A 13,612-nucleotide genomic window follows, 5' to 3' on the forward strand; every position below is an offset into this window, starting at 1 on the left:
AGATCATTTTTTCAATGATTCTTTTGCTACCTTATAAATACTGTCTGCATTGACGCCAAAATATTCACGTAATGCTGCCCTCGTGTCACTTCTGCCGAAACCATCAGTACCGAGCGTAATATATTGTCTGCCTTCAGGAATATAGGCACGAATACTTTCTGGGAGCGCATGTACATAGTCTGTAGCAGCCACAATCGGGCCATGTCCCTCAGTAAGCGTTTGACTAATAAATGCATGTTCGGTGCCAGTCTCACCAGAAAGTCTTGCCTGTTCTTTTGCCTTACCATCTCTAGATAATTCACTCCAACTGGTCACACTAAAGATATCAACATTAATGCCAGTGTTAGCAAGCATGTCTGCTGCCTTCAGCACCTCAGTCATGATGGCTCCAGAACCTAGCAAAGTTACACAAGAGTTACTATCCCCATTGCTAGCTTTTACCGTCTTTAATTTATAGCAGCCACGAATCACGCCCTCGACAGCATTCTCAGGCAAATCAGGCTGAGCATAGTTTTCATTCATGAGAGTGATGTAATAGAACAAATCTTTTTGATCAACTAACATATCGCGCATACCTTGATCCACAATCACCGCCAACTCGCCTGCAAAAGCAGGGTCGTATGCCTTGCAATTGGGGATAGTTCCAGCAACGAGCTGGCTACTACCATCTTGGTGCTGCAAACCTTCACCGCCCAATGTTGTTCTACCGGAGGTTGCTCCTAATAAAAATCCCCTAGCGCGTTGATCAGCGGCTGCCCAAATAGCATCACCAATACGCTGAAACCCAAACATCGAATAGTAGATATAGAAAGGCAGCATTGCGATGCCGTGTACGCTATAGCTAGTTGCTGCAGCAGTCCAACTTGCAATGGCACCCGCCTCACTAATGCCCTCTTCCAGAATTTGCCCGTCTAATGCTTCTCGATAACTCAAAACCGAACCAATATCTTCTGGTTCATAGCGCTGACCTACGCTCGAGTAAATACCAACCTGCTTAAATAAATTGGCCATCCCAAATGTCCGCGCCTCATCGGCCACAATCGGTACGACCCTAGGCCCAAGCTCTTTATCTTTCAGTAAATTTCCAAGCATGCGGACAAAAGCCATCGTCGTCGACATCTCTTTTGATTCAGCCTTGATTGCAAAAGCTGCATAAGAATCAATATCTGGAATATTTAATTTGTCACATTCTGAATAACGTTTAGGCAGCTGACCGCCGAGCTTAGTACGTTGCTCTTTTAAATACTTCAGTTCTTCACTATTTTCATCAGGCCTAAAGAAGGTAAGGCTAGTAGCTTGCTCATCTGTTAAGGGCAAATTGAATCGATTGCGATAGGCAATCAAAGCCTCGTCATCTAACTTTTTCTGGCTATGGGTAGTCATTTTTCCTTGACCAGCATTGCCCATGCCATAACCTTTTTTGGTATGAGCCAGGATCACTGTTGGCTGACCTGCATGATTAGCTGCAGCTTGATAGGCCGCATGAATTTTGACTAAATCATGACCACCTCTTTTGAGCCGATCAATTTGTTCATCCGTCATACCCTGAGCAAGCCTAGCTAATTCTTCATTTTGACCAAAGAAATTTTTACGATTAAAACTGCCATCTTTTGCAGCAAAAGTTTGCATTTGTCCATCAACAGTTTGAGCAAACGCTTTTACTAATGCTCCAGTAGTGTCTCTGGCAAAGAGCCCATCCCAATCACTTCCCCATACCAACTTAATGACATTCCAACCAGAACCTCTAAAGAGTTTTTCGAGCTCATCAATAATTCTGCCATTGCCACGCACAGGTCCATCCAAGCGTTGCAAGTTGCAATTGACTACCCAAACCAAGTTATCCAGCTTTTCTCTAGACGCCAATGTTAGGGCACTCATACTTTCCGGCTCATCCATCTCACCATCACCAAATACACCCCAAACTTTCCTGGTGGAGCAATCTAACAATTTGCGATCACTCAGATAGCGCATAAAGCGTGCATGGTAAATAGAGCTGATTGGGCCAATTCCCATGGAACCCGTTGGGAATTGCCAAAAATCAGGCATCAACCAAGGATGTGGATAGCTTGATAAGCCTCGCGCCCCAGATTCAGGTGCAGTAATTTCACGCCTGTAATGTAAAAGATCATTCTCTGTCAGTCTGCCTTCTAGATAAGCGCGCGCATATACCCCGGGAGCACTATGAGGCTGAAAGAAAACTAAGTCTCCGCGCTCTTTGGCATCTCCGCCCTCAGTTCTGGCGCGGAAAAAATGATTAAAACCCACTTCAAATAAATCTGCTGCGCTAGCGTAGCTGGCAATATGGCCACCCAACTCCCCATACGCTTCATTTGCTTTTGCAACCATAGCGAGTGCATTCCACCTCATCAAAGATGCGAGTTTTTCTTCAATCGCTAGGTCTCCAGGGAATGGAGGTTGCTCATTCACTGGGATTGAATTGACATAAGGCGTCACTAAATCTGGCTCCCAATTAATTTGATTTTTATTCGCTAGCCTTAGCAAACTATCTAAAATGAATTTAGCCCGTGCACCATCACCCGAGGCTAGCAAGTCCATAAATGCCTCGTTCCACTCTGCGGTTTCTGCAGGATCAGTATCAACGTGCTCAAGATTTAAATATTTTTTAATGTCGGGAGCGTTCATGAAAAATTCCTTTGTCTCTTTTTATGCTTTAAATTCACAACATCACTTTACGAAAGTCGCCCAATATCTGGGTAAGATAGTTAGTGAAATGGGTTGCTAAGGCGCCATCAATAACGCGATGATCTGCAGTCATTGAAAGCGGGCACATCAGGCGCGGAACAAATTGTGTGCCATCCCAAACTGGCCTCATGGCAGACTTATTGGCTGCCAGAATAGCTACCTCTGGTGCATTCACAATCGGGGCACAGTAGGTGCCGCCAATTCCACCCAATGAAGAGATCGTAAAACTCGCGCCCTGCATCTGATCTGGTTTCAGCCTTCCTTCGCGAGCTAGTATGGCCAGGGCAGCAGTTTCTGCCGCAATTTCTCGAATGCCTTTCTGATCTACATTCCGAATCACCGGAACGACTAGGCCACCCTTAGTATCTACGGCAAACCCAATATGGAAATATTTTTTCAAGATGAGATCTTCACCGTCAAGTGAAGAATTGAATGTTGGATACTTCTTGAGAGCAGCAACAGCGGCCTTAATTAAGAATGCTAATAAGGTAATTTTTACCTCGTCTTTTTTATTTTCTTGATTCAACTGAGCGCGAAACTCTTCAAGTTCAGTGATATCCGCATCATCGTGATAAGTTACGGCTGGAATCATCGCCCAATTGCGCGCAAGATTAGCGGCTGAAACCTTCTGAATTCGACTGCGAGCTTGACGCTCTATTTCTCCAAACTTTGCAAAGTCCACCTTAGGCCAAGGCAATAGATCAAAGCCGACATTGCCTAGTGGCACTTGAGGAGAGCTTTCTTTTGCCAACATTGAGCGCTTGATAAATTGCCCAATATCTTCTTTAGTAATTCGGCCCCTTTGGCCGCTGCCTTGAACCTGCCTAATATCAACACCAAATTCACGGGCAAATTTTCTGGTCGAGGGGCCAGCCCAGCACTCAGACCTCATCATGGCTGGATCTTTTTGGACCCCTGGAAACGCAATTTCAATACCCACAACCCCTCCAAAAATTGACGGCTGTACCTAAGGCTTAATTTTGTAGGATTACAGTCAAAATAGGATGCTAATTATTGGTCATAAACGATAATTTTCAGCATAATATGCTGATATATGTAATATTTTAGGAATTTTATGAAACTAGACCCCATAGATATCAGAATATTGAATGAACTACAAAATGACAGCTCCCATAGCAATGTGGAGTTAGCTAAGCGGGTTCACCTATCACCATCACCCTGCTTGATGAGGGTAAAGGCTCTGAAAGATAAAGGCGTTATCCGTAACTATGTTGCACTAGCTGATCCCAAGATTTTGGGGCTTGGCTTAAACGTCTTTATCTCGATTAGCCTGAAAGAGCAATCTAAAGAGGCCTTAGCGCAATTTGAACAACGCATCTCTGAGCACGATGAAGTGATGGAGTGCTATCTCATGACTGGTGATAGCGACTATTTAATTCGGGTAGCAGTCGCCGATATGGGCGCACTGGAAAAATTTATCCTAGAGCAACTCACGCCAATACCTGGAATTGAAAAAATTCGGTCTAGCTTTGCCTTAAAGCAAGTACGCTATAAAACTGCTTTACCATTACCTAAGTAAATATTGGGCAATATAGAATTTATCTGAGACATTTATTAGAAAGAAAGTAATGCCACAAACAAATAATAAGGTAGCGCTCGTCACTGGAGCTGGAGTAGGGATTGGAAGAGCAGCGGCAAAGGCACTTCTCAAAGGTGGATACCAAGTCGTTCTCACTGGACGCAATCTAGAAAAACTAGAAAAAGCAATTGTTGATATCGGCGGAAGTAATGAAAACTGTCTAGCGGTTACCTGTGACGTTGGTAAACCAGAGCAAGTAAAGAAATTATTTGCCGCGCTAAAGGAACGTTTTGGACGTATTGACGTATTGTTTAATAACGCAGGTATTGGTGCGCCCGCGATTCCGATGGAAGACCTGACATATGAGCAGTGGATGAATGTTGTGAATTCAAATCTCTGTGGTGCCTTCTTATGTTCTCAAGAAGCCATTCGCATGATGAAAGCGCAATCTCCGCAAGGCGGCAGAATTATCAATAATGGTTCAATCTCTGCGCATGCTCCAAGACCCATGTCAGCACCCTACTCTGCTACTAAACATGGAATTAGCGGTTTGACAAAAACAATTGCGCTAGATGGCCGTCCATTTAATATTGCTTGCGGTCAAATTGATATTGGCAACGCAGCAACAGAAATGACTGAACGTATGGCTGCCGGCATCATGCAGGCCGATCAATCCATTAAGGTTGAGCCGCGCATGGATGTAGAGCACGTTGGAGAGGCTGTTTTGCATATGGCGCAACTGCCACTAGAGAGCAATATTCTGTCGATGACCATCATGGCGACCAAGATGCCTTTTGTTGGCAGAGGCTAATGATTAATTAAGAACCGTCCAGGATAGATCATGAAAAATACACATCTTCGTAAATGGATTCGCCTTGCAATTACTGTTGCATTATTACCAAGCTTAAATGCAATATCTGCTCCAGAAAATGATTACCCAAGTCGTCCAATAAAAATTGTGATTCCTTTTCCAGCCGGAGGGAGTACTGACGCCATGGCTCGTAATATAGGTCCAGCGCTTGGTAAAGTCCTTGGCCAATCGATTGTGATTGAGAATAAATCTGGAGCATCTGGCACGGTAGGTGCAGACTTTGTTGCAAAAGCTACTCCTGATGGATATACCCTACTCATGGGAACTCTACATCTCACAATTGCTCAATCTGTTTTCCCAAAACTAAATTACCGTATTGATAAAGATTTGGTACCCATTGGAACTGTAGGATTGATCCCTAATGTTGTAGTAGTAAATGCGTCCGTCCCAGCCAATAACATCAAAGAATTAGTTGCCCTAGCTAAAGCCAATCCTGAAAAATATGATTACGCTTCAGTGGGGCCAGGCTCAGCTCATCACCTGATTGGGGAGATGTTCAAAATCAAAACTGGGGCAAACTTAACCCACATTCCCTATCGCGGGAGCGCGCCCGCTGTTGTAGATTTACTTGGGGGCCAAGTATCAGTCATGTTTGATACGATACCTTCGGCTCTTCCTCATATTAGAGATGGAAAAACAAAAGCGTTAGCAGTCACTACTGCAAAACGCTCAAGCGTCCTACCAAATGTACCCACGCTGATTGAATCTGGGATTGCAATAGATGTAGGTACCTGGAATGGCTTAATGGCGCCCGCAGGCACTGACCCAGCCATCATCGACAAACTGAATCGAGCAATTGTGACTGTGCTCAATGATCCTGATATGCGAAAACAACTACAAGCCCTTGGTATTGAGCCCTTGCCAAGCTCGCCGGCAGAACTCAAGGCGCGCATCAACAAAGAAATCGTTGACTATAGTAATTTAGCTAAAGAATTGAAACTCAGTGTTGAGTAATGAAAAACTTAGGCGATCTTTTTAAGCGTCTTGATGTAGCGCTGTGCATTCTTGATATAGCGTCCAGCAATATCCTCAATACCAGCGATTTGCTCTAGGCTTAATGTTTTTACTACCTTAGCGGGTGAGCCAATAATCATTGAGCCATCCGGAAACTCTTTGCCCTCGGTTACTAGGGCTCCAGCTCCCACCAAACAGTTTTTACCAATCTTGGCGCCATTTAAGATGACCGCGCCGATGCCAATCAGACTTCCGTCACCGATATGGCAGCCATGAAGCATGACTTGATGACCTACTGTGACATTCTTGCCAACCATGAGCGGAAAGCCAGGATCGGCATGTAAAACCGATGCATCTTGAATGTTGCTACCTTCACCGATTTGAATGAGATCGTTATCAGCACGGATCACGACTTTAGGCCAGATACTCACATTTTTACGAAGCTCTACTTTTCCGATCACCTCAGCGCTCTGGGCAACCCAAGCACCCTCAGATAGCTGAGGAGCATTTCCGTCTAGTTCAAATATAGCCATGACTCATTATAGGTATGAATCAGGCTATACAGAAAGAGTATGAAACTACCAATTAGGCTCGCGGTCTGGAGTAGAAGAAATGCGATGCACACTCAAATCCGCGCCATCATATTCCTCCTCCTGGGACATCCGAATACCAAACACTACCTTGAGCGCTCCGTAGACCACAAATCCACCAAGCAAGGCTATACCGACACCAAGTAAGCTGCCAATCAGTTGACCTGTAAAGGTGACGCCACCGATACCGCCTAGGGCTTTCGTTCCAAAAATACCGGCAGCCAATCCGCCCCAAAGCCCGCATAAGCCATGTAGCGGCCAAACACCCAGAACATCATCGATCTTCCAGCGGTTTTGTACGAAGGTAAACATATAAACAAACAATGCACCCGCCACTAAGCCAACGAATAATGCGCCAATCGGATGCATCAAATCAGATCCCGCACAAACAGCGACTAAACCTGCAAGAGGACCGTTGTATACAAAGCCTGGATCGTTGCGGCCAACTACCCAGGCTGCGAGTGTGCCGCCAACCATCGCCATCAATGAGTTCATTGCGACTAAGCCGCTGATCTTATCAATCGTTTGCGCACTCATCACATTAAAACCAAACCAACCTACCGCAAGAATCCATGCGCCTAAGGCAAGAAACGGAATGCTTGAAGGTGGGTGCGCAGAAATCTGACCATCTTTGGTGTAGCGCCCACGACGCGCCCCCAAAAGAATCACTGCTGGCAAAGCAATCCAGCCACCTACTGCGTGAACCACTATTGAGCCAGCAAAGTCATGAAACTCTTCGCCAGTCAACCCCTTGATCCACGCCTGAATACCGTAGTGTTGATTCCATGCGATACCTTCAAAGAAGGGATAAACAAAACCCACCAATACAAATGTAGCAATCAGTTGTGGATTAAATTTAGCGCGCTCCGCAATACCGCCAGATACAATTGCAGGAATAGCAGCAGCAAAAGTAAGCAAGAAGAAAAACTTCACTAACTCATAACCATTTTTCTCAGCCAGTAATTCTGCGCCGGAGAAAAAGCTCACGCCATAAGCAATGCTGTATCCAATAAAAAAATAAGCAATGGTTGAAACTGCAAAGTCCACCAAGATTTTGACCAGCGCATTAACTTGGTTCTTTTTGCGTACCGTTCCTAACTCTAAGAAAGCAAAACCAGCATGCATGGCCAGAACCATAATTGCACCAAGCAAAATGAATAAAGCATCAGTACCTGTTTTCAAAATTTCCATGAAATTTCCCCTCTTATTTTTTGCATCATTATGGGGAAAAAATAATCCCAAATAAGTGCCAAATGCACCTATTTAGTGCGTTAATTGGTCCAATATATGGTTTATGATGAAATTTCATATACCTTAGGGGGAACCCATGAAGAAATTCCTTGTTGTTTTGGCAGCTTTTGCAGCATTTTCTGGCCTAGCTCAGGCCCAAGAAACCATCAAAGTGTTGAGCACCCAAGAATTGGCAAATGTTTGCAAACTTCCCGCAAGCCCAGAATCCCGTAGTTTTTGTATCGGATTTACAACTGCTGTTTATGAAACCTATTTAGCAACACGTCACCCACAACGTGCCAAGCCATTTATTTGCGTTAAGCAGCCGGCCCCTGCGCGCGATGAAGTGATCGGTGATTTTGTAAAGTTTGCACAATCGAATCAACAAGTAGCTGATAAACCAGCTTCAGGTGTGTTTTTAGGTTTTATGGCTACACGCTTTCCTTGCGCTAGCAAGTAATTTAGACAACCTAGTAAACGCAAAATATATTTAAAGGATCAGTTGATATGAAAAAAATTATCGCGATTACAGCAGCCGCCCTTGCTATCACCGGTTGCTCAAATATGAGTAATACAGAACAACGCACGCTTTCAGGTGCGAGCATCGGCGCTGCTGCTGGTGCAGTCGGCACAGCTATTTTCCACGGCAATCCTATTTGGGGCGCAGTCGGTGGCGCGGCTGTTGGCGCAGCCTCTGGTTATGTATACGATGCATATAAGAAAGAGCAAGCATCAGAATATAACTCTGGCTACAAGGCTGGTAAGAATAATCAGCCAGCTAAAGCGCCTAACTAAAACTAGTATTACCTTTTAATTAACCCAGCTTGTATTAATTTACCAGCTGGGTTTTTATTTGAATCTGCCCCGCTAAAGCTTTATGTATAGGGCACTTATTGGCAATCTCCACTAAGCGCTCTTTTTCTGCTGCACTTAAATTGCCAATCAACTGAATATCGCGCGTAAATTTTTCGACATCATCTGTCCGCTCAATATCCACAATCACGATAGCGTTCTCTAGGCCCATTGCTTTACGGCTGGCATACATCTTTAAGGTCATACTTGTGCAGGCCGCTAAAGCAGCGCCTAAATATTCATGTGGACTGGGCCCAGTTCCACTACCGCCTTTGCTAACTTCTGCATCAGATAAAAAATGTAAATCACCCGTACTTAACTTTTGTTGGAGTGGGCCTTCGCCAAACTGTGACTCTACTTTTCTCATAATGACCTCAATTCAATTGAATAATGTTTCTTAGGACTTGCTCGCCTTATCGACTGTGGGTAGCTCGGCTTTTTTCCATGCACTAAACCCACCCTCTAGATGGGACACATTAGGCACCCCCATTCTTTGTAGGGTCTCAGTCGCCAAGGCAGAGCGCCAAGCGGAGGCACAATAAAGGACTAAACGCTTGCCCTCGCCAAAGATTGGTTTGTAATACGGGCTATCAGGATCAACCCAAAATTCCAACATCCCTCTAGGAGCGTGCATTGCATTTGGAATCATGCCTTCGCGCTCTAATTCTCGAACATCACGAATATCAATAAAAACAGTATTGGAATCCCCCAGCAAGTCTTGCGCCTTTGCTAGCGAAACCGTTTCAATTTGGGTCATTGCCTGAGCAATGAGCTCTTTATAGCCAATCTTCAATTTCACCAAAACCCCCTAAAGTGACAATGTATTAGAGTATTCAATCACCTGCTACCATCCAGCTATGAACTTTACCCCCACAGAACTTGGCGCCAGCATTATTTTTGCCATTGCAGTTTTACATACTTTTTGCACCGCCTACTTTGAGACTCTAGCCAAAAATACAAAGACCCATTCTGGGCTTTGGCACCTCTTGGGCGAAGTTGAAATTGTTTTTGGCTTTTGGGCCGCCATCCTAATCATCTTCATTTGTTTTATTGATGATTTGGATACTGCAAGAGCTTTTTTAGCAAAGCGTAACTTTACAGAGCCCTTATTCGTATTTGCCATCATGATTGTGGCGGGCAGCAAACCTATTCTATTTATCTCTACAGAGATTTTGCACCTGCTTGCAAAAGGGCTCCGGTTCATCTTGCGCATTAAAAGCGCGCCTTCCTTATATTTCTTGACACTATCAATCACGCCATTATTAGGATCCCTCATTACAGAACCTGCAGCCATGACGTTGGCAGCATTTTTGTTACGTGATTTAGTCTATCGGCACCAGTGCTCAAAGGCATTGCTATTTGGCACACTGGGCGTGCTCTTTGTCAATGTCTCCATTGGCGGAACCCTAACTAACTTCGCCGCACCGCCAGTACTGATGGTTGCCTCAACTTGGGGTTGGAGCTCAGCGTTCATGTTTGCTAATTTCGGCATTGAATCATGCATTGCAATCTTTGTTAATGCACTTGGGGCTACATTGCTATTTCATCGTCAGCTGATAGAACCAAGTAGCAGCACCAAGCAAGTCAAAATACCACTGGCAGTGATTTTGATGCATTTACTTTTTTTACTTGGCGTTGTGGTGTTCGCTCATGACCCAGTGATCTTTATGTGGATACTACTGTTCTTCATTGGCTACACCACTGCATACCCTAAACATCAAAACCCACTGATTTTGAAAGAGGCTTTATTGGTTGGCTTCTTCTTGGCCGGCTTAGTAGTCTTAGGCGCATTGCAAGGATGGTGGCTACAGCCGATTCTTGAAAAGATGAGTCCTACTGCAGTCTTTTATGGCAGTCTTGCACTAACGGCGATTACAGATAATGCAGCGCTGACTTATTTGGGATCCTTAGTCACAGATACTTCCTTGGATTTCAAGCTGGCCTTAGTGGGAGGGGCGGTTGCTGGCGGCGGATTGACTGTCATCGCCAATGCACCCAATCCAGCAGGGATTGCTATCTTGCGGCAACACTTTCCAAATGGAGCTGTATCAGCCCTTTATCTCCTAATAGCCGCACTTCCACCAACAATAGTGGCAATTTTGGCTTACCGACTCATATAGACGTTAAAATCTAAGCTTCGCCCCCAGTTATAAACCTGAGAACGGCATATGAAAAAGCTCTATATCAAAACTTTTGGCTGTCAAATGAACGAGTATGACTCGGGCAAGATGGCCGACCTCTTGCATGCCAACGAAGGCATGGTCATGACCGATACCCCAGAAGATGCCGATGTTGTTCTTCTCAATACTTGTTCCATTCGAGAAAAGGCCGAAGATAAAGTCTTCTCCGACCTAGGGCGTTTGCGTGAACTTAAAAAAACTAAGCCTCATTTATTAATTGGTGTTGGTGGTTGTGTAGCAAGTCAAGAAGGGCAACAAATTGTCAGTCGCGCGCCCTATGTTGACGTAGTCTTTGGGCCGCAAACATTGCACCGCCTACCTGACCTGCTTGCGCAACGTCGTAAGACTGGCACCTCTCAGGTCGACATCTCTTTTCCTGAAATTGAAAAGTTTGATCATCTGCCAGCATCGCGCCAAACACGAGGATCTGCCTATGTCTCTATTATGGAAGGGTGCTCCAAGTACTGCAGCTATTGCGTAGTTCCTTATACACGCGGAGAAGAAGTATCAAGGCCGTTTGATGATGTTCTTACAGAGGTTGCAGGACTTGCCAGCAAGGGAGTCAAAGAGATTGTTTTGCTTGGTCAAAACGTCAACGCCTATCTTGGCAAAATGGGTGATACAGATGAGATCGCCGACTTTGCTTTGCTGATTGAATACATTGCTGATATTCCAGGGGTTGAGCGTATTCGCTTCACCACTAGCCACCCTAAAGAATTCACGCAACGCCTAATAGATGTGTATGGCAAAGTTCCTAAGCTGGTGAGTCATTTGCATCTGCCAGTTCAACATGGTGCTGACTCAATGCTATCGGCCATGAAACGTGGCTATACCGCATTGGAATACAAAAGTATCATTCGCAAAATGCGGGCCGTAAGACCTAATTTGACCTTATCAAGTGATTTTATCGTGGGCTTCCCTGGTGAGACTGAGGCAGACTTTGAAAAGCTCCTTAAGATGGTTCGTGAGCTTGAGTTCGACAATAGTTTTTGCTTTATCTTTAGTCCGCGTCCAGGAACACCAGCTGCCAATCTCACTGATGACACGCCATACGAAACGAAACTAAAGCGCCTACAAACGCTGTTAGCACTTGTTGAGAGTCAGGCAAATCAAATCAGCCAAAAAATGTTGGGTAATACCGAGAAGGTTTTGATTGAAGGCTTAGCAAAAGATGGCATCAACTTACAAGGTCGTGCTGAGAATAATCGCGTTGTGCATTTCACAGCACCCGACCAGGCAACTGAATCGCTGATCGGACAGATGGTTGATATTCGCATTACTGAAGTACTCAATTACACCTTAAGAGGCGAATTAGTCGAAGTCCATGCCCACTAAACTCACCATTGATATTCAGTATGCAAGTCCAGCTATTGAGGCCGCTGTATCTAAGGCCGCCTCTGCTACTTTGATCAAAAAATGGGTGAAGGCTACAACAGACCATGGCGGCTTATTAACATTGCGTTTTGTGAATGCTACCGAAGGTCAGAAATTAAACTTTTCTTTTCGTAAAAAAGATTACGCAACCAATGTCCTGACTTTTCCGTATGAGCTCTCCAAGAATAGTTTGTCTGCAGACATTATTTTTTGCCTACCTGTCATTCAAAAAGAAGTAAAAGAGCAGAATAAGTCCCTGAAAGACCATTTGGCCCACTTGATCGTGCACGGCTGCCTCCATGCTCAAGCATATGACCATGAGATTAAAAAAGATGCCGAAAAAATGGAGGTTCTTGAGATCAAAATATTGCATCAACTCGGCTTTACTAACCCCTATCTAGACCAATAATTCATGATCTGATACAGATTCATTGATTTAACTTATTTCTACGCTATTCTTGCTAAATGCCCGACCCCAATAAATCCCTCTTAGATCGCTTAGCTGCTTTTTTATCACCATTGCCAACCAAGCCTAGTGAACGACGCCAAGAGTTAATCGCCACACTACGTGAGGCACAAACTGAAGGTCTCATTGATGCTGATGCACTCTCGATGATTGAGGGTGTATTTCAGGTTGGTCAACTCTGTGCCCGCGATATCTTGGTGCCTCGTGCTCAAATTGATTGGATCGATATCAACTTACCTCTTGGTGATTTGATTAAAACCGTTATTGAAGCAGCACACTCCCGCTTTCCAGTATTTGAGGGTAGTCGTAATAACGTGATTGGCATTCTGTTAGCTAAAGATTTACTAAGGCACGCAACAGAAAAAGATTTCCAAGTACGTGACTGGCTTCGTCCAGCGGTCTTCATTCCTGAATCAAAGCGCTTGAGCGTTCTTTTGCGTGACTTCAAAGATAACCGCAATCATTTAGCGGTTGTAGTCGATGAATATAGTGGTATAGCCGGCATTATCACTATCGAGGATGTGCTTGAACAAATCGTTGGTGATATTGAGGATGAGCACGATATCGATGAAGAGGCTGACAATATTATCTCTTTAGATAACGGTGATATTCGAGTAAAAGGCATTACTGAACTCGAGCAGTTGAATGAAGCACTCGGCACTGAATTTGCAGTGGAAGATATTGAAACTGTAGCGGGTCTTGTGGTTCAGCATCTGGGCCGCGTTCCAAAAATTGGTGAGCTGATTGCAATGGATGGTGTTGAGTTTGAAGTACTACGTGCCGACCCAAGACAAGTTCATATTTTGCTGGCACGTCAAATACCAAAAACCGTAGACTGAGAATCACCTTGCT

At 44.6% G+C, this 13,612-nt stretch carries 14 protein-coding genes and 1 pseudogene; 9 read left to right on the forward strand and 6 right to left on the reverse strand.

The window, feature by feature from the left end:
- Nucleotides 1–3: 3 nt before the first annotated feature.
- Both mdeB and CBI31_RS05245 read right to left on the reverse strand, forming a co-directional pair.
- Nucleotides 4–2,643 carry an alpha-ketoglutarate dehydrogenase gene (gene mdeB, locus CBI31_RS05240; protein WP_088525349.1) on the reverse strand — a complete coding sequence of 880 codons (2,640 nt, stop codon included), beginning with the start codon at nt 2,641–2,643 and terminating at the stop codon, nt 4–6.
- 34 nt (nt 2,644–2,677) lie between these two features.
- A pseudogene (locus CBI31_RS05245) lies at nt 2,678–3,577 on the reverse strand (2-oxo acid dehydrogenase subunit E2); the annotation flags it as partial.
- 201 nt (nt 3,578–3,778) lie between these two features.
- Between CBI31_RS05245 and CBI31_RS05250 the strand changes: the two are divergent.
- Genes CBI31_RS05250 through CBI31_RS05260 form a run of 3 tightly spaced genes read left to right on the forward strand, consistent with a single transcriptional unit; the run spans nt 3,779 to nt 6,068 of the window.
- The gene (locus CBI31_RS05250) at nt 3,779–4,243 is read left to right on the forward strand and encodes an Lrp/AsnC family transcriptional regulator (protein WP_088525350.1); all 465 of its coding nucleotides are present in this window, start codon (nt 3,779–3,781) and stop codon (nt 4,241–4,243) included.
- Nucleotides 4,244–4,292: 49 nt separating this feature from the next.
- Nucleotides 4,293–5,054 carry an SDR family oxidoreductase gene (locus CBI31_RS05255; protein ID WP_088525351.1) on the forward strand — a complete coding sequence of 254 codons (762 nt, stop codon included), beginning with the start codon at nt 4,293–4,295 and terminating at the stop codon, nt 5,052–5,054.
- 30 nt (nt 5,055–5,084) lie between these two features.
- Nucleotides 5,085–6,068: a Bug family tripartite tricarboxylate transporter substrate binding protein gene (locus CBI31_RS05260; RefSeq protein ID WP_088525352.1), complete on the forward strand. Its 984-nt coding sequence runs from the start codon at nt 5,085–5,087 to the stop codon at nt 6,066–6,068.
- Between the two features lie 8 nt (nt 6,069–6,076).
- Here CBI31_RS05260 and CBI31_RS05265 read toward each other — a convergent pair whose 3' ends face one another.
- Entirely contained in the window at nt 6,077–6,601 is a 525-nt protein-coding gene (locus tag CBI31_RS05265) for a gamma carbonic anhydrase family protein (protein WP_088525353.1), read from the reverse strand.
- A gap of 45 nt (nt 6,602–6,646) precedes the next feature.
- A complete protein-coding gene (locus CBI31_RS05270; RefSeq protein WP_088525354.1) occupies nt 6,647–7,849 on the reverse strand; it encodes an ammonium transporter in 1,203 nt (400 codons plus the stop codon).
- Nucleotides 7,850–7,985: 136 nt separating this feature from the next.
- Between CBI31_RS05270 and CBI31_RS05275 the strand changes: the two genes are divergently transcribed.
- Nucleotides 7,986–8,348, forward strand: a complete 363-nt coding sequence (locus tag CBI31_RS05275; protein ID WP_088525355.1) for a Rap1a/Tai family immunity protein — start codon at nt 7,986–7,988, stop codon at nt 8,346–8,348.
- A 47-nt stretch (nt 8,349–8,395) separates the two neighbouring features.
- Nucleotides 8,396–8,683 (forward strand): glycine zipper domain-containing protein, encoded by a 288-nt coding sequence (locus CBI31_RS05280; RefSeq protein ID WP_088525356.1) that lies wholly within the window; start codon nt 8,396–8,398, stop codon nt 8,681–8,683.
- A 34-nt stretch (nt 8,684–8,717) separates the two neighbouring features.
- On the opposite strand, the gene CBI31_RS05285 is transcribed toward CBI31_RS05280, so the two are convergent.
- Nucleotides 8,718–9,107, reverse strand: coding sequence for an OsmC family protein (locus CBI31_RS05285; protein ID WP_088525357.1), 390 nt, complete (start codon nt 9,105–9,107; stop codon nt 8,718–8,720).
- A 30-nt stretch (nt 9,108–9,137) separates the two neighbouring features.
- A complete protein-coding gene (locus tag CBI31_RS05290) occupies nt 9,138–9,539 on the reverse strand; it encodes a rhodanese-like domain-containing protein (RefSeq protein WP_088525358.1) in 402 nt (133 codons plus the stop codon).
- A 58-nt stretch (nt 9,540–9,597) separates the two neighbouring features.
- On the opposite strand from CBI31_RS05290, the gene CBI31_RS05295 reads away from it, so the two are divergent.
- Genes CBI31_RS05295 through CBI31_RS05310 form a run of 4 tightly spaced genes read left to right on the forward strand, consistent with a single transcriptional unit; the run spans nt 9,598 to nt 13,599 of the window.
- Complete coding sequence (locus CBI31_RS05295; RefSeq protein ID WP_088525359.1) at nt 9,598–10,860, forward strand: putative Na+/H+ antiporter; 1,263 nt, start codon at nt 9,598–9,600, stop codon at nt 10,858–10,860.
- Nucleotides 10,861–10,908: 48 nt separating this feature from the next.
- Nucleotides 10,909–12,255 carry a tRNA (N6-isopentenyl adenosine(37)-C2)-methylthiotransferase MiaB gene (miaB, locus tag CBI31_RS05300; protein WP_088525360.1) on the forward strand — a complete coding sequence of 449 codons (1,347 nt, stop codon included), beginning with the start codon at nt 10,909–10,911 and terminating at the stop codon, nt 12,253–12,255.
- Entirely contained in the window at nt 12,245–12,703 is a 459-nt protein-coding gene (gene ybeY, locus CBI31_RS05305) for an rRNA maturation RNase YbeY (RefSeq protein WP_088525361.1), read from the forward strand. The genes miaB and ybeY overlap by 11 nt, the downstream gene beginning before the upstream one ends.
- A 56-nt stretch (nt 12,704–12,759) precedes the next feature.
- On the forward strand, nt 12,760–13,599 hold the full coding sequence (locus CBI31_RS05310; protein WP_088525362.1) for an HlyC/CorC family transporter: 840 nt from the start codon (nt 12,760–12,762) through the stop codon (nt 13,597–13,599).
- The last annotated feature ends 13 nt before the right edge of the window (nt 13,600–13,612 follow it).

Source organism: Polynucleobacter campilacus, assembly GCF_002206625.1.
Taxonomy (GTDB): Bacteria; Pseudomonadota; Gammaproteobacteria; order Burkholderiales; family Burkholderiaceae; genus Polynucleobacter; species Polynucleobacter campilacus.